Below are 18814 nucleotides of genomic sequence, written 5' to 3'. Positions count from 1 at the left end.
TTTCTCCAGGTTCATTGCACGATCTCCTGCTTGAGCTTCTTCAGTTCGTCTTTGCTGAGGTCTGACTTGTCGTTCTTGGTGTAGACATCGAGCAGCAGAATCCTCTCGTCCGCCGTCCACCAGTAATAGATCACCCGTGCTCCGCCCCGCTTCCCACGGCCGGATGCAGCCCATCGCAGCTTCCGCAAGCCGTCGCCACTCCTGATCAGCGTTCCGGCGTCCGGTCTGCTGACGAGCGCCATTTCCAGGGCAAGGAGGTCCTCTTCCTCGTACACGCCTTTGCAAGCACGCTCGAACCGCACCGACCGCACGAAAATCACGCAGGGAATCTACGTGGCTCACGTATAGCGTCAAGCCATCCGCAACTTTACCCCAGCACCATGGTGAACCTCCGGTTGAAGGTCCTTCAACGGACCAAGGGAGGACTTCATCAACCGGAACCGGCCCGCACCGGGCTCGTCAACGACGTGGGGCCCTCCGCCCAGGACAACCGCGGGTCGAGGGCGTCCGGTGGCGCGTACTCGAAGTGAACAACACGACGGCGGGCTGGCCGGGTGACTCGCCGCGACGCGTGAAGGATCAGGGGCGATATCAGCAGCACGTCGCCGGCCGAGGCCGCGCAGGTCACCTCCGGTCGGCGTGTCAGTTCCTCAAGGGCGGCGTCGCCGAGGCGGCCATGACGGTGGCTGCCGGGGATCACGCGCAGCGCCCCATTCTCGGCCGGCGTGTCGTCCAGGTGAATGCGGAAGGTCACCATCCGTTCGAGGAGGTAGGCGGGAGCGTGAGCGTGGACAACGCCATCCTTCACCGACCATGGCCCATATCCGGGCACATCGACCCGGCTCTCGACGGCAACGGTCAGGTCCTGGTGCCACGACACGCTCCAGTTCTCGCCCGCCGTTTTGTCGAAAAGGATGCCGCGCACAGGCCGAAGGACGGCGCCAATCAGGCCTGCGAGTCGCTCCCCATCTGCAATTCCCCGGAAAAGCGACGACCGGTGGCTGAGGTTCCGAACGCACGCAGTCCCCTCGTCAGCAGACACGCGATCCGCTTCAACTCGCATTCGCGACACCTCCCCGGCATCGAATATGGAAGGGACAAGCCGGTAGCCATGGTCCCTGAAGGCCGCCAGATTCAGGGCCGCTTCACGGACTGCCCGCGGCATCTCGATCCCGCCGGCGAAGTCGGAGGTGCTCCCAAAGCCCATAGGCAAAGACCGCAATGCAGGCCGACTTCAGAAGCAAGAGCCAAAGCGGACGCCACCACGCGCCGGTCTGCGCCTCGATCAGGTCGGAAATGCCGAAGACGAGGAAGGCCAGCGCCAGTATCACAGCGAGGCGGCGATGGTCACCGGTGGTGCAGATCGCTCGAATGACGAATCCGGCGCTGAAGGCGAACCAAAGGACCGCCTCGATCTGATTACCGGTGACGGTCAGGTCGTCCATGCCGACGGGTAGCATCATGGCTTGCGCCCCTGCAAGCAGCCGCGTGGCCTGCTGAAAGTCGGTCACGAACTAAACGTCACCACGCGGACCGAGGCGCTGCCGATCCCGCGCCCTTGGGCCTCCGTAGCGACGGCAAGGGGCGCAAGTGCCAGCACCACGGGTTTGGTCGGAGGCTGCGGCGGGATTGAGATCGGACTGAAGGCGATGTGCCCGACCAGCCGACCGGAATCCAAGGCGACCAGGGAGACTGGCATTGCACCGGCGGTGCGCAGTTCGTCCACGACTGAGGCTTCATCCGCCGTCGGGAAGGCGGCGAGCAACAGTCTCCGGATCGAGTCGGCGAGGTCGGCGGTCTCTGGTCGAATGTCGGGAGAGCTCCGCGTCATCATGGCTGGCGTCCGTGACGGTCCAGTGCGGGCGGTGACGCTGCGACGGCGTTTGCCAGGTTGGCCAGCCGGCGACAGGTCAGTTGCGCCTTGCCGTTCGGCAGCCGAACCAGATCAAGGTGGGCGACCTGATCCACGTTCCAGATGTGGACGGCGGGATCGGAAGCGGGTTTTGGTTCCCCGGCGATCTGCTCCATCTGGTACAGGACGCCCTCGAATGCCCCCTCCCGAAAGGTGAGGACGAAACCGCCCGGATCACCTTCCCACCGCCAGGAAGTGTACATCTGGTCGATGCCGATAGCCGGTTGCTGGAGGTTGATGTGCGGAAGCTCCGCTCCGTAATCCTTCAGTTGCTGGGCGATGACCCTGGCCAGATTGCCGCTTTCGTGTTTGCCGGTGGCGCAGCCGACTGTGATCAGTCCCGACAAGAGGACGAGGGGAAGGGTTTTCATGGCAGACACACCCGCGCTCAATGGGGCGAGTGCAATAGCGGGGCCGTGCCGTGTCAACCTTCGTCCCGGACCTCCGCTCAATCCCATCGGTCCTTTGGGGTCCAGCCTCAGCGTCCTTCCGTGTCACCCACGCCATGACCCAGCGCGATGTCCTGCTCAGGCACCGTACTGCTCGTCGCTCACCTTCTCCATCCAGTCGGCGGTCTTGCCGTCCAATGCCTCCTGAATCGCAAGGTGGGTCATGGCTGTGGTCGCCGTCGCGCCGTGCCAGTGCTTTTCGCCCGGAGGAAACCAGATCACGTCGCCCGGTCGTGATGGTCTCGACGGGCCCACCCCAGCGTTGGGCCAGTCCACAGCCGGCGGTGACGATCAGGGTCTGACCCAGGGGGTGGGTGTGCCATGCCGTCCGGGCGTCGGGCTCAAACGTGACGCTCACGCCCACCGCCCGCGCCGGTGCTTCGGCGCGGAACAATGGGTCGATGCGCACCCGGCCGGTGAAATACTCCTCCGGCCCGTCGCTGGGCGCCTGGGAACCGCTTCGCTTGATGTCCATATTCGTTCCGTCTTCTCGCCCGCCTGATCCGCTGGTTCTGAGCGAGGCGTATCTCATTCCTCCGGTAGCAGGTCTCCCTGTCCACAGCTTCCGCGCCGATACCCATTCCGGCAACCAGCATGGTCTCAACGCAGGTCGAACAGGTACAAAAGCGCCGCCCAGCCGCTCAGTCAGGTCCCCACGTCGGCCCTGTTGGCAGGAACTCCGGACACCGTGCCCTCCGCGGCGTCAGCGGTCAAAGGTCGGACGAAATGCACGGTCCTTCCAGCCTCCCGGAATCCGAGCCTTTCGTGCGCTCGGATGCTCCCCTCGTTGTTCAATTCGGCATCGCTGGCGATCTCCGTGAATCCCGCTTTCACAGCCCACGCGGCCACGGCCTCCACCAGGGTGCGGCCGATCCCCTGACCGCGGCATTCTGGAACAACGTACCATCCCTCAAGATAGGGCACCGGGGTGGACGTCGTGCCTTCGACGTGATCACGCCGGATCGAAACCTCCGCAAAACCGATGGCGCGGCGACCAGCATCCTCCGCCAACAGGACGACTCCGTCCCCTTTCAGGATCTGCTCGACTTCGAGGCGGTGTCGCTCCAGGGGGCATTCAGGCCACAGCGCGTGGCGCATTATGATCCAAGCGGGATAGTCCGTGGCCGCCATGAGGCGCACCCCGACCGTGGGCTGTTTGGTTTCGACCAGATCGTTCACGGACATGCCTCCCGTCCAGAATCTGGGCTCGGCTTCCGCGTCTTGCAGCAGCCGCCATCGCGTGGCAGACGATCCCTGTCGCCGTCGGCATCGCCACCGTCGCCGGGGGAGATGCGGGGCGCGGTCCAATCGAACTGGTCACCGTCGGCGAAAATCGCCCGCACGCAGCAGTACTCCATGGCTTCTCGGCAGGCTGCGTCCTCCTCCGGGTTGGATGGCTGTTTCATGACGTAGGAGTATCCCCCGCCTTCAGCGCTCCGCCCGACGCGACCGAAGTTCGCTGACGCAGTAGCCCGGCAGAAGTCGCAGTCCGTACACCAATAACCGACGTAGAACTTCCCCGGCACGTTTTCCGGCATTCGAGATTGGAAGCTTTCCTGAGACATGCGCTCGGTTGAATGCGTCTTGTCGCGGTCTTCTCTTGGGAGGGTGGATGGTTGCCGGACTGACTCTGCGGGAAGGCTGGTTGCCGGTGCAGTTCTTTCAACGTTCGTCGGGCTTCCCACCATTGCTCGCAGGAGGGGCCATGAGACGAGGCTCACGATGAACCGGGGTTCTCGCCTGTTTCACTCGGGTGAAGTCCTCACCAAGTTCGACGAGCGCATCTGAAGCGATTGACTGCACCGGATACTCCGTTCCCCGGCGGTAGGAATCTTTTAGGGCTTTCCAAAGAGACGGCTTGGCCTCGGGTGCACCGATGTGGCGCAACGTGATTGCCGCGCATATTCTGAGCGAGGGAATCGGTGATGCGGAGAGAAGGTTGATCACGCCGCGGATAGCTTCCTGATCTCCAAACCGAGCTGCGACCATACCCACGAGGTCGGCGTACTCGCCGCTGGCCGATTGCGATGAGTCTGCCACGAGCCCTTTCGCTTCGTCGCCGAGTTCGACCAATTCATTGATACCTTGAATGACACGGTGCTCCGTGACGGAAAGGTAACTTCCATACCCATTGCTCTGATTCACGTCGCCAAGGCGGGTTGAGAGTTCGGCCAACGATTCGAGAACCATCCTGGCCCGCGTGCGGACTTCCTCCGACATGTCTTTGCCAAGCGCTTTTCCGGCCTCCCAACGCACGCGCCAGCGCATGTCTTCGGACGTGGTGCCCTTGCCATATTCGTTGACGAATTGAGCGAGAAGGTGGTCGTCATCCAAGAGTCGGCCCAAGCGCGCAACGACGGGCGGCGAGTTGGTCATGCCGGCGGCATGGCCGATCCCGGCGCGGACAAAATCGGGATGGTAGTGTCCCAGGAGGCCAAGCACCATCGGCTCGCCCAGCGATCGCTCCTTCATCGCGTCCAGCAGGACGGTGTGCATGGCTCCATTGTCTGGCACATCGAGGGCAGATCCATAGAGGAGGCGTGTGCTTGCATCCCCAGGGATCTCGGCGAGAACCATTGCCGCTGCAATGCGTTGCGAGTGCCCGTTGCTGAGAAGCTGATTCAGTTCCGAAAACTTGATCCCCACTCGCAATTCCTCTTCGAGGACTGAAAGCGCCTGCTCACCCAGGGCGGCGAGTTCGTCCCGCAGCTTAGGAATCGACTGAAGGTTTTCTAACGTGGGTACTTGAAGGGCATTGGCCAATTGGGCGAGGAGGATCCTCGCTCGATTGCCAGGATCAACAGCGGTATCAGATCGGCCAACGAGAGTCGCGATGACGATAATGGCGATCAGAAGGAAGAGGCGCGTATTCATGCAGCACTCCGGAGACAACGTACCGGCCGCTTCAGTTTTCCAGGCCCAACTTCATCCGTTTCGCTTCTGCCCTCAGGTCCATCCAATAGGCCACCGCCAGGAGGAACGGCGACACGGCGAATACAAAAATCGGCCAGAACGGATCGCCGAGGCGGAACGAAGTCCATCCCAGTGCAATCCCGACGATCCAGACGAGCACCCGCCGTGATGTTGTATTCAAGAACTGCATCTTCGTCAGGGGAGCTGTCGGCCTGAGAAGCTGGCCTGAGCTGGCGACCGGCGTCAATGTTCTCCCGCGGGATGCGCGTGCGAGAGCGGACTGAATGAGACCTGCGCCAACCATCAGAACTTCTTCATGTCGCGGGTGAGCCGCCGCAGCTTCTGACCTTGCTGCTCTCGGATGAGCGGCAGGTCGTAATAGTGGCCGCCCTTTTCCAGTTCGGCCTGGAGATCGAGTCGAACCGGTTCGTTCCAGTTGGGTGGAACGTATACAAGAATCTCCCCCGTCTTCAGGTTGAACACGTTCGAGTACTTCGTCGCGTACTGCCCCTCCTGTTTGCTGGCGCGAAGGATGTGAATCGCGTTGGTCGGCGAGGGCGAAGGCTCCTTGTCCAGAAGCTCCTGCGCAACCGCCCCCCGATACCCCATCGCGCAGGACTGCTTTGAACGCTTCACGTTCAGACGACCGTCCATGGCACGGATCCCTGCCGACGCGCCGGTACGATCTGCGAGGAAGATCCGAGCGTACGAGAAGCTGGGTTCCCAGTGCGTCTCGAAGAACCGGATTGCCTCCTCCACCGTCGCGCAAGTTTCCAGCATGCGTTGTGCGGGATTCCCTCGGACTTCCTTGAGCACCGGGTCTCGCTCCCACGACTCCTTGAATCCGGCAACCCAGTCGAAGGCGAGCCCGGCGGCGTTGACCCCACCCTGGCCCCAGCCGTTGCCGAAGCCGACGAAGGCGCAGCCGTGCCGGCCGTCCTCGCCAGGGATAAACCAGATGCGCGTCTGGGGATCGGACCAGTCCTCGTTATTGCAGAAGAGGACTTGGTCACCGTCGGTTAGCATGAAGATCGTGCAGGCGCTGGCAGGGACAACCGTCAGGGCTGCGATCCAGAGCGCGAAGGCGACGCGGATCGCCGACCGGGAATTTGTGGACGTTTTCATGCGGAGGGGAGGCGTTGATTCTGATGTGAGACCCAGGAAACCGGAACGATGTTGCTGCCGATTCGCTCCTTTCGATCCCCGGTCCGTCCGCCAATCAAGTGGAGTGGAGCCGTCGGCGGGCGGAATTCCGAGGTGGGCAGCCCAACAATTCCAAAGCCGGTCCAGGGTGGCGGCGCTTAGCGGCGTATCAAACATCTTCATTCAAGGTCGTACGCAAGTACTCCTCCAAGTCCGGCCCGGTCGGATTTCGCAGCACTGTGGTCAGCCACGCGTCCCGCTCGAAGCCGATGACGCGAAGGTCCCACACGCAGGCCGCCAACCCCGTCGGTGTCCGGTAGTCGAGGGCCTCCGGGTCATTGGTGGGTGAAATGTAGACGTGATGGTGCAACTCGTTCTCGTCGGCCCACCAGTCCACGAAAACGAAATTGGCAGTCCGGCCATCATGAATTCCAAGAAATCCGACCGAATAATGCAGGAGGCAACATGGTATCGCGTTGAGGCGCTCCGCCGCGACCCGCATGGCGGCCTGGACCAACTCCGGTCGCGGTGCGGGCCGCCGGTAGGCGATGCCGTAGACCTTCAGCCGCCAGCCAGCGTGTTCCCAGATTTCGAGGAAGCGGATCGGGCGCGGTTCGTAGGGCTGCAACGGTTTCATGGACATGGGTCGTCCAGGGAGTCCATCCCCATCCGTCCGCGAGAGACTGCGGTATGCATCCCGCAGGCAGCCATACAAAGGAGCCTGGTGTCCACAAATGTGGAAATGTGTCGCGGGCCCGTGCGGAGTGCGAAGCGCCGCGGATCACTGGACGCAGTCCCGTCCGTGTCGTCGTTCTCGACGAGGGTCGCGACGCCACGGCTCATCACCACCCCACGTCCGCCAGCCTGCACGAAGGACACGTGCAACGGACGACCGGCCGGCATCATGATCTCATCCCGTGCCACAGGCAGGTGCGCCGCCTTCAGGAGCGTCCGGATTTGGCGCTTGAGCAGGCGGCGGTCTGCTGCGGGCGCGTTCGGGGGGACGGTGGCGAGGATCTGCCAGACGGAGTGGCTCGGCAAACGTTCAATCCTGATGGAGCTGAAGCCGGCATCGACGAGGGTGCGGTGGAGTCCGACATGGGGAGAGTAGATGGTCGCAAACGTCGAGGAGCCAGGACTTCACCCTATCGCGCTCGGCTTCATCGGCGACCCGTTGAGCATCGCCGGGGTGGACTGGATGCGCGGATTCCGCGGTCTTCATGTTGCGGACCCTGATCGTGGCTGGTTTTCAGCGACCGCGGATGTCGGATTCCCACCCCTGTCGAAGTCCGCACGTAGCACCTTGCCGTTCATTTCCTCACGCCAATCCCTGACATCGCTGTTTGAACTCCGTGGCCCGGTCACAGCACCGGACCGTGCGCAGGTTGGATCCGTCAGGTCATGGCGCAGGCCGAAACCTAGTCAATCGCGGGTCATGGTCATTTGCCGTTAAGGCCCTCCATCCAACTCCGGCGCAGCCCGTCCTCCCAGTCGGGTGCCGCGCCTGCCAGAGCGGTTATCAACTTCCCCGCGGTCGGCTTCCGACTCGCCTTGGGACAGGCCAGGAGGAGGTCACGGACCGTCAAGCAGGCATGTTCGATCAGGAAATCCGGATCCCAACCGAGGGGGCCATCGGACCTCCTGGCCGTTGAGCGTGCTCGATAGAGCCCGGTGACGATCCCGAGGCAGGTGATCACTGCGCCCGCGATATCACCCCTCTGCAACTCTTGCTGCCATTCCTCCGTCCAGTCGGACACGGATTCCGCGAGCAGTTCCCCAGCCGCCTCGCCGGGACCTACGTAGCCCCACGAGTGCGACCCCGCCCGCTGGGTCAGATCTTCCAGTTCCAGGCTGCAAACCGCGTTGCAGACCGCCTGAGCTACGTCCTCGACTGAGGGTCCTGCGAGCTTTGCGCCGGCGGCGCGATCGGCGCCGATCGATGCCTCCGCCTCCGACAGCAACTCGGGGTGTCTCTCCAGTAGGCGTCCGAGGACGTTGCGGACTTGGCTGGACGTCAGGCGGGTCACAAACTCTGTCGTCCGCCTACCCTTTCGTGGCCCGTCCGAGTGTTTGGGTCCCGCCATTATTCCAGCCCTCCGGCATCGAGTTGTTCGATGAGCACCCTCTTTTTCGCGTGGGCCACCCTGATCTCCGCCAAGCGTCGGTCAAAGTCGGGTGCGGCGCGCTGCCGGGCCGTGATCTCCCGAAGATCCAGCAGCATCTGGACGGCCTCTGAGTAGGCCTTCGTCTGCCTCGTCGCGATGAGCTCATTGATCTTGGCCCAAGCCTGGGGTACTCGCGTCGCCAGCAGTTCGAGATGCGTCTCACGAGCTGCAGCGGCTTCCCGCACTCGACGAGCCTCTTCTTCCGCCGCCCGTCGCGCGTCCTCCTGCTCTCGCGAGGTCCGGATCCGCTTCGCCGCGGAGAGCAGATCCCCTGCGGTTCTTGGGCGCACCGCCGGCTTTGGGTTTCCCTTTGACCGTCCCTGCTCGAAGCGGTTTCGCAGTTCGATGCCAATCTGGCTCTCGTTTCCCTCCAGGAGGCGCATCAAGAGATCGTTCTTCTCCGGCGCGGGCAAATCCGCGACCCATCGTTCCATCTCGGCGGCGTCTTGGGTGGGGACCACCAAGTCCGGACTGGCCGCGGCAGCAGCCGAGACCAGATCACGATCAATTTCGAGGAAGCCGATCAGGCTCACCAGCGCCGGCGACAACGAATTCAGGCCAGCCGGCACGGGAGGTTCCATCCCGGCCTCCTGGTCTCCGAGTTGAATTCCACGCAACCACGCAAGGTAGAGTGCCCGGAAATCGCCGCTCGCAAGCTCCGTGCGTATCCCGACCAGATCCCCGAGCAATCCGTCTCCCTGGATCGCATCACCCCATCGTCCGTCCTCGTGGGAACAAAATCGAAAGATGACGTTTGCTCCATCGATGGACACGGTCAGCGGATCGCTGAATTTACCACGACCCCGAGCGTACAGGCCGGCGGTCTCCACGTTCAACAGCCGGACGGGGAGTCTGAACATCAACAGGCGTGTTCCCCAATTGGCGACGTGCACGAAAGCATCGAAGTACTTCGCCATCCACATGTCCGCGTCGCCCTTGAAGCTGCCGAACGAATACTCGTTGGTGAAGGAGGTCGTCGTGATCCGCGCCCGCGTCGAACATCCTCGCAGGGTTTGAATCTCCTCACGGCTCAACGGTCGGTCGATGGCCTGGAATTCGTAGTACTGATACGCGCTCATGGCATGGCTGGGACAGGGCCGCTTTCGGAGGCCGACGTCGGTGTGAATCTGGTGTCCAAGTCAGTTCCGGATGCGTTCGCGACCTGACCGTGGGTGTCTATCGCTGACGTCGCGGTCGCGTTGACCTTGGCGGCATTCGTCCCACTGCCTGGCATCCGGTTTCCCCATCTCCCGGAACACCTCGTCGAGCGCGGTATAACCTCGGGTCTTCAGGCAGCGATCGGCTGCGGCGAGGGCGGCGAGTTCGAGTTCCCTGCGGTTCATGATCGTCTCGGCGGATGCCGAATCGAGGATTCCGTTCTGGAAGGCCGCCGGCAACCCTCGGTTCCGGGCGTCGCATTGAGCGCGGCAGCGGACGAACAGCAACGGCGCCCAGGAAGCCGGGCCGACGCTCCGTGGGGTGAGTCAAGTCGGCGCTGGTCGGGTATTGTGTGTCCTGAACCCCCGACCCACAACGACCTGAGACCCATCGTATGCCAAACTCGCCCCCGGTCAGGCGAAGGCATGTTGGCCTGCGGCATCGGATTCCGGCTGCCAAGGGGCTTGTCCTCGCGATAGCGCCCATGCTATCATTTCCCCGTCAGATGAGAGTCGTCGTTGTGGACACCAGCGTCTTCGTTGCCGCGTTGCGGAGTGCGGATGGCGCCTCGCGCCAGGTGTTGCGATTGGCTCTAGAAGGTGCGATCGAGCCGGTGATGGGGCAGAAGCTCTTCCTGGAGTTCCTGGATCTGTTCGAGCGCCCTGGCGTTTTCGACGATTGCCCGGTGCCCGCCGAGGACCGGTTGGCGCTGTTCGAGGGCTTCCTCTCGACCTGTCGTTGGTGCGAGGTGTTCTTCCTCTGGCGGCCGAACCTGCCGGACGAGGGGGAGAACCACGTCGTGGAACTCGCTGTCGCCGCGGGTGCGGGCGTGGTTGTCACCCACAACGTGGCCGATTTCGGCGGGGAACTCCGATTCCCCGGGGTCGAGGTCATGCGACCGAGAGAATTCCTGAAATTGATGAGGTGAACCATGGCAACGATGACCATACGACTCCCTGATGCAAAGCACGAGCGGCTCAAGCAGCTTGCGGCACGACGGGGGATCAGCCTGAACAAGCTTATCGAGGAATGGTCCTCGATCGCGTTGACCGAATTCGACACCGAAGCCCGGTTTCGGCTCTTTGCGTCGCGCGGCGACCGCAAGCGCGCCTTGGCCGTCCTCGACAAGCTCGACGCCGCTCTGGGCTCCGGCACGCCGGCCCGACCGCGGAAGGCTGGCTGAGAGGCTGGAGCGGTCCGCGGGTACATTTCCGAGAAGCCGCCATGCCCGACGAAAGCGCGAGCATTCGCCCGGAACGGGGGGTGCTCCTGGGCTGGGATGGAACGCCTCGAACCATCCGCAGCGCCGACCGGCCCTCTGTGGGATGTGTGCGGGTCGGGCCTGTGAACACGGCGTCAACCGAGTGATGGGCGACTGCGGTCAAGCACTGAGGAAGCACTCGACGAGTACTGGAGGCGAGGGTCGGAATCGAACCGACGAATGGGGCTTTTGCAGAGCCCTGCCTTACCACTTGGCTACCCCGCCCAAAGGACGGCGATTGTCGGGATCGGTGAGGTCGAGCGCAAGGGGAAGTTTGGCAGGGCAAGTTTGGCAGGGGACGCTTTGCCCGTGCATTCCGGAGTTGTGGGTGGAGGCGCGAACTTCGCGAAGCATGGCCTCGGAGGGCCGAGTTCCACGAGGCCGCAACGATGGGGTGCGTTGGGATGAGGACTCGCGGAGCTCGTCCCTCCGATTGGCGGCCTCCTCACCGACAACTTGGGGATGCACCGACGTTTTGCTTTCGATATCGGGGAGGAATCCGATTGACAGGGCGGGGTGAGGTCCGGCACAACGCGGGTCCTTTCGCGAGAAAGGGTCTCATTGCGAGTGGGTGAGGGACTGGCCCGAGGACCCCACGGCAACCGGCGGCCACCGGCAACGCGGCCGTGACCAGGTGCCAATTCCAGCCCGGCGGGTGTCGGGGAAAATGAGAGGAAGGCCGGACGGTTTCTGGATCCTCTTCTCATGCGCAGGGAAGGGGATTTTTTGTGGAGTCCCCCCGGCGTTGCCCAGAAAGAAGAAGGTATGGAGCCGTCAGGCACGTTCATGAAGGCGCTGAAGTGTCGGGAGTGCGGGCACGAGTATCCGCTCGAGGCGACGCATGTGTGCGAGTTCGATTTCGGGCCGCTGGAGGTGGTGTACGATTACGAGCGGGTGCGGAGCCACCTGACGCGGGGGGCGATCGAGGGCCGGCCGCAAACGATGTGGCGGTATCGGGAGCTGCTGCCGGTGGCGGGGGAGCCGACGGTGGGGGCGCAGGTGGGGTTCACGCCGCTGGTGCGGGCGGACCGGCTGGCAAAGCGGCTGGGGATCCGGGAGCTTTGGATCAAGAACGACGCGGTGAATTACCCGACGTTGTCCTTCAAGGACCGGGTGGTGAGCGTGGCCTTGAGCCGGGCGCGGGAGCTGGGATTCGAGACGGTGGCGTGCGCCTCGACGGGGAACCTGGCGAACTCGGTGGCGGCGAATGCGGCGGCGGCGGGGTTGGAGGCGTATGTGTTCATCCCGCACGACCTCGAGCAGGGCAAGGTGCTGAACTCGCTGATCTACGGGGCGCGGGTGATCGGGATCCGGGGGCATTACGACGAGGTGAACCGGTTGTGCGCGGAGATTGCGGGCAAGTACGGGTGGGCCTTCGTGAACGTGAACATGCGGCCGTACTACGCGGAGGGATCGAAGAGCATGGGCTTCGAGATCCAGGAGCAGCTCGGGTGGCGGATTCCGGCGCACACGGTGGTGTGCATGGCGTCGGGGTCGCTGCTGACAAAGATCCACAAGAGCTACCAGGAGTTCTCGAAGCTGGGGCTGGTGCCGGCGGTGCCGTGGAGGATTCACGGGGCGCAGGCGACGGGGTGCAACCCGATTTCGGCGGCGCACAAGGCGGGGCTGGACTTTTTCAAGCCGGTGAAGCCGGACACCATTGCCAAGTCGCTGGCGATCGGGACGCCGGCGGACGGGTTCTACGCGTTGAAGGTGATGAAGGAAACCGGGGGGTCGAGCGAGGACGTGAGCGACGACGAGATCCGGGAAGGGATCCGGTTGCTGGCGGAGTGCGAGGGGATTTTTGCGGAGACGGCGGGCGGGGTGACGGTGGGGGTGGCGAAGAAGCTGATTTCGCAGGGGAAGATCCCGGGGGACGAGCCGGCGGTGCTGTGCATCACCGGCAACGGGTTGAAGACGCTGGACGCGGTCGAGGGACACGCGGGGTCCACGCGGGAGATCCGGCCGAGCCTGCGGGAGTTCGAAGCGGTGCTGGCGCAGGACAAGCCGGAGCTGACCCGCTGATTCGCAAGCGCGCTCGACGTCGCTGCCGGCGGGCGCCAAGATCACCCAACATCCATACGACATTTCGGGAGACATTTATGCCGATCCAAGTCCGCATACCGACGCCATTGCGCAAACTGACGAACAACGAGGAACTGGTGCCGGTCACGGCGGGCACCGTGGGCGGGGCCATTGCCGAGCTGCAGACGCGGTTTCCGGGGATCCGGGAACGCCTGCTGGACGAGCAGGGGGCGGTGCGCCGCTTCGTGAACGTGTACGTGAACGAGGAGGACATCCGGTTCCTCCAGAACCAGGAGACGCCGCTGAAGGAGGGGGATGAGGTGAGCATCATTCCCGCCATTGCCGGCGGTTAGGAGAGGACATTTCGATGGCTACCAAGAAGAAAGCGGTGCGGCCGGGGCCGGGGTGGGGCGGGGGGACGTCGGCGAGGGGTGCCGCCTCGAAGACGGGGGACCGGAAGGAGGAGCGGAAGGAAAAGCGGCGGTTCTGGCTGACCTACCCGACCCGGTTGATCACCAGCCCGGTGATCTGGCAGCTCAGTCAGAAGTTTCCGATCGTGTTCAACGTGCGGCAGGCGAGCGTGACGGACGAGATCGGGATTTTGTGTCTCGAGCTCGAGGCCACGCGAACCGAACTCAAGGCGGCGATCTCCTGGCTCGAGAAGCAGGGCGTGAAGGTCGAGCCGGTGGAGATCAACGTCATCGAGAGCTGACGGAGGGGACGGCGGGCGGGTGCCCGCGCCAGATGTCCACGGATCGGTCGTTGGCCTGGCGGGGGCCTGGGGTGCTGCGGCCGCGGGCGACGTCCTGTTCCAGGAGGCGGACGAGGCGCTGGACGATTTCGGGATGGTGGGCGTGGAGGTTGTCGCGTTCGCCGGGGTCGCGTTCGAGGTGGTAGAGCTGGACCGGGGGCAGGTCGCGGGCTGCGGGCGAGCCGGGGCGCGGTTCGCTCCATCCGCCGGAGTCGGGGGCGAGGATGAGTTTCCACGGGCCTTCGCGGAGGGCAAAGGTGCCGTTGATGGAGTGGTGGATGATGGATTCGCGGACGGGGTCGGACCTGGTTCCGAAGAGAACCTGGCGTAACGAGACGCTGTCCTCGGCGGTGTCGGGGGGCAGGGGTTGATCCAGGATGTCGGCCACGGTGGCGAAGAGATCGTTGAGGGAGACCGGGTGGGGATAGTGGGAGCCGGGGGGGATGCGACCGGGCCAGCGGGCGATGAACGGGACGCGATGGCCGCCCTCGAAGATGTCCGCCTTGTGCCCGCGGAAGGGGCCGCTGGGGTGATGTCCGGCGGCGGCGAGCGCCGGGAAGTCGGCTTCGGGCGAGCAGCCGTTGTCGGCGGCGAAGGCGACCAGGGTGCTGGATTCGAGGCCGTTCCGGCGCAAGGCCGAGAGGACTTCGCCGATGGCGGCGTCGGTCTGAACGGTGAAGTCGGCGTAGGCATTGAGGCGGGTGTGGCCCTGCCATTCCGGGGTGGGAACGATGGGCGTGTGGGGCGACGCGAGGGCGAGGTAGAGGAAGAAGGGGCGGCCCGCACGGGCGTCGGCGGCGCGTTCCTCGACGAAGGCGACGGCCTGCCGGGTGAATTCCGGCAGGACTTCCATTGCATCGAAGCCCGGGGCGGTCGGGCCGCGGCGGGTGCGGCGGTCGCGTCCGTGGAACCACGGGAAATCGGCGTCGCGATCCGGCACCTGGGTGACGCGATCGTTCTCGATGTAGGCGTAGGGCACCATGTCGAGGGAGGCGCTGATGCCGTAGAAGCGATGGAAGCCCAGCGGGTTGGGACCGTTTCGGATGGGCTGGGCGAAGTCCACGTTCCAGACCTGGTCGCGGGATTCGATGCCGAGGACGTTGATGGTGCGATCCGGGAGGACGGACCAGTCCATGCCGAGATGCCACTTGCCGATGCAGGCGGTGCGGTAGCCCTGGGACTGGAGAAAGGCGGCGAGGGTGAGGCGGTCGGGAGGGATGAGGTGGGGGCTCAAGCCGCCGAGGACACCCTGGGCGAGGCGCGATCGCCAGGCGTAGCGGCCGGTGAGGATGCCGTAGCGGGTCGGGGTGCAGACGGAGGAACCGCTGTGGGCATCGGTGAAGCGCAGGCCTTCCCGGGCGAGGCGGTCGAGGTGGGGAGTGCGGATGCGGCCCGTGGGATGAAAGCTGGAAACGTCGCCGTACCCCTGATCATCGGTGAGGATGTACACGAGGTTGGGGCGGGTTGCGGGCGGGTGGGGCGGCGCTGCGGCGGGGGTGCGAATGAGACTCGAGGGCAGGGTGAGGAACGCGAGGACCGCGAAGACGAGCGAGGGGATGGAGTGACTGGGCATGGGGCGGGGGCGACGGACGGGATTCGGGACGGGATTCGGTTCAGCCCCGGGCGGCGCGGCCACGTCCGAGGAGGACCAGGAGGGCGGCGAGGAGGAAGAGGAGGACGCCACCGGCGACACCGAGCCCGGCCAGTTTGAGGAAGCGCCCCCGGCGGATGAGGCGGTCGGTCTTGAGGCGTTCGAGTTCGAGGAAGGCTTCGAGCTGTTCCTCGGCGGCGACGACGCGGAGGGGATCGTCGCGGAGCCTGAGAGTCCACCAGGGTTCCTGAGGTTGACCGAAGGCCGGTGGAAGATCGTGGAGTTCGTGGGGGGTGGCGGGGCGGAAGCCGCGGGATTCCCAGAAGGGGCCGGGTTCACGGAGCCAAAGCCGGAGGCTGCCGAGTTGCTGGGCCAGGGCGAGGATCCGGTCCCAGAGCGGGCCGGTGCAGGTGTCGTCCGGGTCGGGGCGGCGGAGGGCCAGGCTATGGACCTGGGCGTGCGGGCCGGCCGCCCGGAGGCCCACCGCGGCGACGATCCAGTCCTGGGGATCGAGGGCGAGCTGGAACTCGGTGAAGCGTCGTTCGAGTTCGAATTCCGGGAGGCGGCATTCCCGCCACAGGCCGCGCAGCGCCTCGAGGTCGTCCAGGGTGGCGCGCCGGACGGTGACGCCTTGGGGATCCATGGGCGCAGCGTACCGGGGGAGTGCGGGAGTGACCAGACTTAGGGGACGGCGGCGCTGCGGAGGACGTCGCTGCGACCGGGGTGGGCGACGGCGTATTCGAAGCCGTTGCCGGTTCCGGCGGCGCCGTAGCGGCCCCGTTTGTCGATGGCGAGGAAATTGATGTCGAGGCGGGTGCCGGGGGCGTGTTTGCGCTGGATGGCGCGGATGGTTTCGATGCAGGCGTCCTGGGGATGGGCACCGGCGCGGATCCGTTCGACGACCTGGAAGCTGCCGCAGAAGCGCATGATGTTTTCGCCCACGCCGGTGGCGCCGGCGGCACCGACGTCGTTGTCCACGTAGAGGCCGCTGCCGATGATGGGGGAATCGCCGACGCGGCCGGGCAGTTTGTAGGCGAGGCCGCTGGTGGAACAGCCGCCGGCGAGGTTGCCATCGGCGCCGAGGATGACCAGGGCGATGGTGTCGTGGCCTTCGGGCGGGGCGGCACCGGCGCCGGCCCGGGCCTGTTCGGCCTGCCAGCGGAGCCACTTGTCCCGTTCGGCATCGGTGAGCAGCCGGGTGTCACGGAACCCCTGTTCGAGGGCGAACCGCCGGGCGCCGTCGCCCACGAGGAGGACGTGGCGGGTTCGTTCCATGACGGCGCGGGCCACGGCGATGACCGGGAGGATGCCTTCGATGCCGGCCACGCTGCCGCAGCGGTGGGTGGGGCCGTCCATGATGCAGGCATCCAGGGAGACGACGCCCTCGGCGTTCGGGGTGCCGCCGGCTCCGACGGAAGTGACCGAGAGGTCTTCCTCGGTGACGGTGATTCCCTGGACCACGGCATCGAGGAGGGAGCCGCCGGATTCGAGGGTGCGGAGGGCGGTGTCGTTGGCGGGCTTACCGAAGGGCCAGGTGGACACGACGAGGGGAACGGGGGCGGCTGCGGAGCGGGTGGATTGCGGGGACTGGCAGCCGGAGACGCCGGCGAGGACGGCTCCAGCCGTGGCGGAGGCGAGGAAGGAGCGACGGTCGAGGCCGGCGGGTTCGGGAGCGGGGACCTCGGAAGAGGCGGGGACGGGATTCGGGGGATCGATCGGCCCGTTCAACGGTCGGCGCATATGCAAGGAGGCGATGGGGACGGTGCACGGGTCAAGAACGATGGTCATCCTGGCGGCTGGGGCGGTGCATAACGGAGTTGTGGGGAGAGGTGCGAATTCCGCGAAGCGTCGTCTCGGAGGGATGAGTTCCACGAGGCCGCAACGGTGTGGAGCGTTGGGTTGAGGACTCGCGGAGCTCGTCCCTCCGATTGGCTGCCTCCTCACCCACAACTCCGGGGTGCACCGCGGCTGGGGAGCGGTTGGGCATTGCCAAGGAAGGGGGGGGGCCTAGGCTGGGGGGCATGAACTCCCTGATGTGGAAGAGGCTGGCGGGCGCATTGCTGGGTGTGGCGCTGATGGCCACGGGTTGCGGCGAACCGGTGGAGAAGGTCGATCTGAATGCGCAGTTGGGGAATCTGTCCGGAGACGCCGACACGAAGATCAGTGCATTGGCGGAGATTGCGAAAATGGGGGCTGAGGCGGCAAGCGCGGTGCCGAGAATCGTGCCGTTGCTGGACGACGAGGACCCGATCGTGCGGCGGACGGCGGCCTATACGCTGGGGACCATCGGGCCGGACGCGAAAGCGGCGGTGCCGAAGCTGCGCGAAATGATGCGGACCAACGACCGGGATCAGGCGACCGCGGTGGCGAACGCCTTGCGGGCGATTGAGCCGGCCACGGTCGGGGATCTGCGGATCGAGAACGTGGCGAACTAGGCCGCAGCCGGGGTGGGGACGGGGTTGATCTTGCGGGTTCGATAATGTGTTTTGGGCGGCACGCCCCCACTCTGCACTTGCCTAAGCCGGGCGGGCGGGTTCCCTTTTTCGGGCAGCCCGAAAACCATTAGCGGACAAGTCACCCACGAATATGAATGCGCCCTCCATTCCCGTCCGGCCCAGCCGGCGGGGATTCACGTTGATCGAACTGCTGGTCGTGATCGCCATCATTGCGATCCTGGCCAGCATGCTTCTGCCAGCCCTGGCCAAGGCCAAGTCCAAGGCGCAGGGCATCCTGTGCATGAGCAACACCAAGCAGTTGATGCTGGCGACGCACCTGTACGCGGGCGACAACGACGACCGGTTTCCGATGAACGTGCATGGCGGGGTGGCGCAGTCGGGGGCGATGATCACCCAGAACACCTCGGGGTATTTTCCGTGGGTCATGGGGTGGCTGACCTGGGACACCAGTCCGCACAACACCAACAAGCTGTACCTGATGGACGATCGCTGGTCGGTGCTGGCCAAGTACAGCGGCCATTCGGCGGCGATCTACAAGTGCCCGGCGGACAAGCTGATCTCGAACCCGCAGCGCGGGCGGGGCTGGACCGAGAGGGCGCGGAGCATCTCGATGAATGGGGCGGTGGGGAAGGGCAACAAGGCGGCGACCGACAGCCTGTTGAGCTGCGAGAAGATTTTCGAGAAGACCACGGATGTCACACAACCGAGTCCCTCCGAGCTTTGGGTCTATGTGGACGAGCATCCGGACAGCATCAACGACGGGGCCTTCTTCAATTCGCAGACGGACCGGCGGTGGATCGACCTGCCGGCCAACTACCACAACAACGCCTGCGGGTTCGCGTTCTCCGATGGACACTCCGAGATCAAGAAGTGGAAGAGTTCGGTGACCCGCGAGGTGCCGAATTTCCAGTTCACGCCGCCGCCGGTGCCGGTGGGGGATCACGACTGGACCTGGACGCTTCAGCGGACCTCGGCGCCGGTGCGGCGCTA

24 protein-coding genes, 1 tRNA gene, 1 pseudogene and 1 riboswitch are annotated in these 18814 nt (G+C 64.9%); of the genes and pseudogenes, 7 read left to right on the top strand and 19 right to left on the bottom strand.

What is annotated here, in order from left to right:
* Positions 1-11: 11 nt before the first annotated feature.
* From KF833_17190 to KF833_17120, 15 genes and pseudogenes are all read right to left on the bottom strand, one after another.
* Positions 12-242, bottom strand: a complete 231-nt coding sequence (locus KF833_17190) for a type II toxin-antitoxin system RelE/ParE family toxin (protein ID MBX3747045.1) — start codon at positions 240-242, stop codon at positions 12-14.
* 188 nt (positions 243-430) lie between these two features.
* On the bottom strand, positions 431-1165 hold the full coding sequence (locus tag KF833_17185; GenBank protein ID MBX3747044.1) for a phytanoyl-CoA dioxygenase family protein: 735 nt from the start codon (positions 1163-1165) through the stop codon (positions 431-433).
* A complete protein-coding gene (locus tag KF833_17180) occupies positions 1146-1511 on the bottom strand; it encodes a hypothetical protein (protein ID MBX3747043.1) in 366 nt (121 codons plus the stop codon). Before KF833_17180 ends, KF833_17185 begins: the two co-directional genes overlap by 20 nt.
* Entirely contained in the window at positions 1508-1834 is a 327-nt protein-coding gene (locus KF833_17175) for a GNAT family N-acetyltransferase (GenBank protein MBX3747042.1), read from the bottom strand. Before KF833_17175 ends, KF833_17180 begins: the two co-directional genes overlap by 4 nt.
* The gene (locus KF833_17170; GenBank protein ID MBX3747041.1) at positions 1831-2283 is read right to left on the bottom strand and encodes a hypothetical protein; all 453 of its coding nucleotides are present in this window, start codon (positions 2281-2283) and stop codon (positions 1831-1833) included. Before KF833_17170 ends, KF833_17175 begins: the two co-directional genes overlap by 4 nt.
* A 156-nt stretch (positions 2284-2439) precedes the next feature.
* Positions 2440-2836, bottom strand: a pseudogene (locus KF833_17165) (cupin domain-containing protein).
* Positions 2837-3006: 170 nt separating this feature from the next.
* Positions 3007-3540, bottom strand: a complete 534-nt coding sequence (locus KF833_17160) for a GNAT family N-acetyltransferase (GenBank protein MBX3747040.1) — start codon at positions 3538-3540, stop codon at positions 3007-3009.
* Entirely contained in the window at positions 3537-3926 is a 390-nt protein-coding gene (locus tag KF833_17155) for a ferredoxin (GenBank protein ID MBX3747039.1), read from the bottom strand. Before KF833_17155 ends, KF833_17160 begins: the two co-directional genes overlap by 4 nt.
* A 97-nt stretch (positions 3927-4023) precedes the next feature.
* The gene (locus KF833_17150; protein MBX3747038.1) at positions 4024-5235 is read right to left on the bottom strand and encodes a hypothetical protein; all 1212 of its coding nucleotides are present in this window, start codon (positions 5233-5235) and stop codon (positions 4024-4026) included.
* 31 nt (positions 5236-5266) lie between these two features.
* A complete protein-coding gene (locus KF833_17145; protein ID MBX3747037.1) occupies positions 5267-5464 on the bottom strand; it encodes a hypothetical protein in 198 nt (65 codons plus the stop codon).
* Positions 5465-5577: 113 nt separating this feature from the next.
* The gene (locus tag KF833_17140) at positions 5578-6399 is read right to left on the bottom strand and encodes a hypothetical protein (protein MBX3747036.1); all 822 of its coding nucleotides are present in this window, start codon (positions 6397-6399) and stop codon (positions 5578-5580) included.
* 187 nt (positions 6400-6586) lie between these two features.
* Positions 6587-7054 carry an isochorismatase gene (locus tag KF833_17135; GenBank protein ID MBX3747035.1) on the bottom strand — a complete coding sequence of 156 codons (468 nt, stop codon included), beginning with the start codon at positions 7052-7054 and terminating at the stop codon, positions 6587-6589.
* 802 nt (positions 7055-7856) lie between these two features.
* On the bottom strand, positions 7857-8444 hold the full coding sequence (locus KF833_17130; GenBank protein MBX3747034.1) for a hypothetical protein: 588 nt from the start codon (positions 8442-8444) through the stop codon (positions 7857-7859).
* A 56-nt stretch (positions 8445-8500) separates the two neighbouring features.
* A complete protein-coding gene (locus KF833_17125; GenBank protein ID MBX3747033.1) occupies positions 8501-9661 on the bottom strand; it encodes a hypothetical protein in 1161 nt (386 codons plus the stop codon).
* Between the two features lie 60 nt (positions 9662-9721).
* On the bottom strand, positions 9722-9925 hold the full coding sequence (locus KF833_17120) for a hypothetical protein (GenBank protein MBX3747032.1): 204 nt from the start codon (positions 9923-9925) through the stop codon (positions 9722-9724).
* Positions 9926-10224: 299 nt separating this feature from the next.
* On the opposite strand from KF833_17120, the gene KF833_17115 reads away from it, so the two are divergent.
* Both KF833_17115 and KF833_17110 read left to right on the top strand, forming a co-directional pair.
* Entirely contained in the window at positions 10225-10668 is a 444-nt protein-coding gene (locus KF833_17115) for a PIN domain-containing protein (protein MBX3747031.1), read from the top strand.
* Between the two features lie 3 nt (positions 10669-10671).
* Positions 10672-10923 carry a toxin-antitoxin system HicB family antitoxin gene (locus KF833_17110; GenBank protein ID MBX3747030.1) on the top strand — a complete coding sequence of 84 codons (252 nt, stop codon included), beginning with the start codon at positions 10672-10674 and terminating at the stop codon, positions 10921-10923.
* Positions 10924-11151: 228 nt separating this feature from the next.
* Here the strand turns inward: KF833_17110 and KF833_17105 are convergent.
* Positions 11152-11226: transfer RNA gene (locus KF833_17105), tRNA-Cys, on the bottom strand.
* A 330-nt stretch (positions 11227-11556) separates the two neighbouring features.
* Positions 11557-11675, top strand: a riboswitch (SAM riboswitch).
* A 91-nt stretch (positions 11676-11766) separates the two neighbouring features.
* Between KF833_17105 and KF833_17100 the strand changes: the two genes are divergently transcribed.
* The 3 genes from KF833_17100 to KF833_17090 all read left to right on the top strand — a co-directional run bounded on the left by KF833_17100 (position 11767) and on the right by KF833_17090 (position 13738).
* Entirely contained in the window at positions 11767-13026 is a 1260-nt protein-coding gene (locus tag KF833_17100) for a threonine synthase (GenBank protein MBX3747029.1), read from the top strand.
* 77 nt (positions 13027-13103) lie between these two features.
* Positions 13104-13379, top strand: coding sequence for a MoaD/ThiS family protein (locus tag KF833_17095; protein MBX3747028.1), 276 nt, complete (start codon positions 13104-13106; stop codon positions 13377-13379).
* Between the two features lie 14 nt (positions 13380-13393).
* Entirely contained in the window at positions 13394-13738 is a 345-nt protein-coding gene (locus tag KF833_17090) for an NIL domain-containing protein (protein MBX3747027.1), read from the top strand.
* Here the strand turns inward: KF833_17090 and KF833_17085 are convergent.
* Genes KF833_17085 through KF833_17075 form a run of 3 tightly spaced genes read right to left on the bottom strand, consistent with a single transcriptional unit; the run spans position 13725 to position 17108 of the window.
* Entirely contained in the window at positions 13725-15350 is a 1626-nt protein-coding gene (locus KF833_17085; protein MBX3747026.1) for an arylsulfatase, read from the bottom strand. The genes KF833_17090 and KF833_17085 overlap by 14 nt on opposite strands.
* A gap of 40 nt (positions 15351-15390) precedes the next feature.
* Positions 15391-16011, bottom strand: coding sequence for a hypothetical protein (locus KF833_17080; protein ID MBX3747025.1), 621 nt, complete (start codon positions 16009-16011; stop codon positions 15391-15393).
* Between the two features lie 38 nt (positions 16012-16049).
* Positions 16050-17108, bottom strand: coding sequence for a N(4)-(beta-N-acetylglucosaminyl)-L-asparaginase (locus KF833_17075; protein ID MBX3747024.1), 1059 nt, complete (start codon positions 17106-17108; stop codon positions 16050-16052).
* A 281-nt stretch (positions 17109-17389) separates the two neighbouring features.
* Between KF833_17075 and KF833_17070 the strand changes: the two genes are divergently transcribed.
* Together KF833_17070 and KF833_17065 are read left to right on the top strand one after the other, a co-directional pair.
* Positions 17390-17803, top strand: a complete 414-nt coding sequence (locus KF833_17070; GenBank protein MBX3747023.1) for a HEAT repeat domain-containing protein — start codon at positions 17390-17392, stop codon at positions 17801-17803.
* Between the two features lie 151 nt (positions 17804-17954).
* On the top strand, positions 17955-18814 hold an 860-nt coding region (locus KF833_17065; protein MBX3747022.1), incomplete at its 3' end, for a type II secretion system protein.

It is taken from the genome of Verrucomicrobiia bacterium, from assembly GCA_019634625.1.
In the GTDB taxonomy this organism is placed as follows: domain Bacteria; phylum Verrucomicrobiota; class Verrucomicrobiia; order Limisphaerales; family CAIMTB01; genus CAIMTB01.
This window is presented reverse-complemented; position numbering and strand designations above follow the sequence as displayed.

Coding starts and splice junctions, on each gene's coding strand:
- KF833_17190 (MBX3747045.1), bottom strand. CDS start 242: ATGGCGCTCGTCAGCAGACCGGACGCCGGAACGCTGATCAGGAGTGGC.
- KF833_17185 (MBX3747044.1), bottom strand. CDS start 1,165: ATGCCGCGGGCAGTCCGTGAAGCGGCCCTGAATCTGGCGGCCTTCAGG.
- KF833_17175 (MBX3747042.1), bottom strand. CDS start 1,834: ATGATGACGCGGAGCTCTCCCGACATTCGACCAGAGACCGCCGACCTC.
- KF833_17170 (MBX3747041.1), bottom strand. CDS start 2,283: ATGAAAACCCTTCCCCTCGTCCTCTTGTCGGGACTGATCACAGTCGGC.
- KF833_17155 (MBX3747039.1), bottom strand. CDS start 3,926: ATGTCTCAGGAAAGCTTCCAATCTCGAATGCCGGAAAACGTGCCGGGG.
- KF833_17150 (MBX3747038.1), bottom strand. CDS start 5,235: ATGAATACGCGCCTCTTCCTTCTGATCGCCATTATCGTCATCGCGACT.
- KF833_17145 (MBX3747037.1), bottom strand. CDS start 5,464: ATGCAGTTCTTGAATACAACATCACGGCGGGTGCTCGTCTGGATCGTC.
- KF833_17140 (MBX3747036.1), bottom strand. CDS start 6,399: ATGAAAACGTCCACAAATTCCCGGTCGGCGATCCGCGTCGCCTTCGCG.
- KF833_17135 (MBX3747035.1), bottom strand. CDS start 7,054: ATGAAACCGTTGCAGCCCTACGAACCGCGCCCGATCCGCTTCCTCGAA.
- KF833_17125 (MBX3747033.1), bottom strand. CDS start 9,661: ATGAGCGCGTATCAGTACTACGAATTCCAGGCCATCGACCGACCGTTG.
- KF833_17120 (MBX3747032.1), bottom strand. CDS start 9,925: ATGAACCGCAGGGAACTCGAACTCGCCGCCCTCGCCGCAGCCGATCGC.
- KF833_17115 (MBX3747031.1), top strand. CDS start 10,225: ATGCTATCATTTCCCCGTCAGATGAGAGTCGTCGTTGTGGACACCAGC.
- KF833_17110 (MBX3747030.1), top strand. CDS start 10,672: ATGGCAACGATGACCATACGACTCCCTGATGCAAAGCACGAGCGGCTC.
- KF833_17100 (MBX3747029.1), top strand. CDS start 11,767: ATGGAGCCGTCAGGCACGTTCATGAAGGCGCTGAAGTGTCGGGAGTGC.
- KF833_17095 (MBX3747028.1), top strand. CDS start 13,104: ATGCCGATCCAAGTCCGCATACCGACGCCATTGCGCAAACTGACGAAC.
- KF833_17090 (MBX3747027.1), top strand. CDS start 13,394: ATGGCTACCAAGAAGAAAGCGGTGCGGCCGGGGCCGGGGTGGGGCGGG.
- KF833_17085 (MBX3747026.1), bottom strand. CDS start 15,350: ATGCCCAGTCACTCCATCCCCTCGCTCGTCTTCGCGGTCCTCGCGTTC.
- KF833_17080 (MBX3747025.1), bottom strand. CDS start 16,011: ATGGATCCCCAAGGCGTCACCGTCCGGCGCGCCACCCTGGACGACCTC.
- KF833_17075 (MBX3747024.1), bottom strand. CDS start 17,108: ATGCGCCGACCGTTGAACGGGCCGATCGATCCCCCGAATCCCGTCCCC.
- KF833_17070 (MBX3747023.1), top strand. CDS start 17,390: ATGAACTCCCTGATGTGGAAGAGGCTGGCGGGCGCATTGCTGGGTGTG.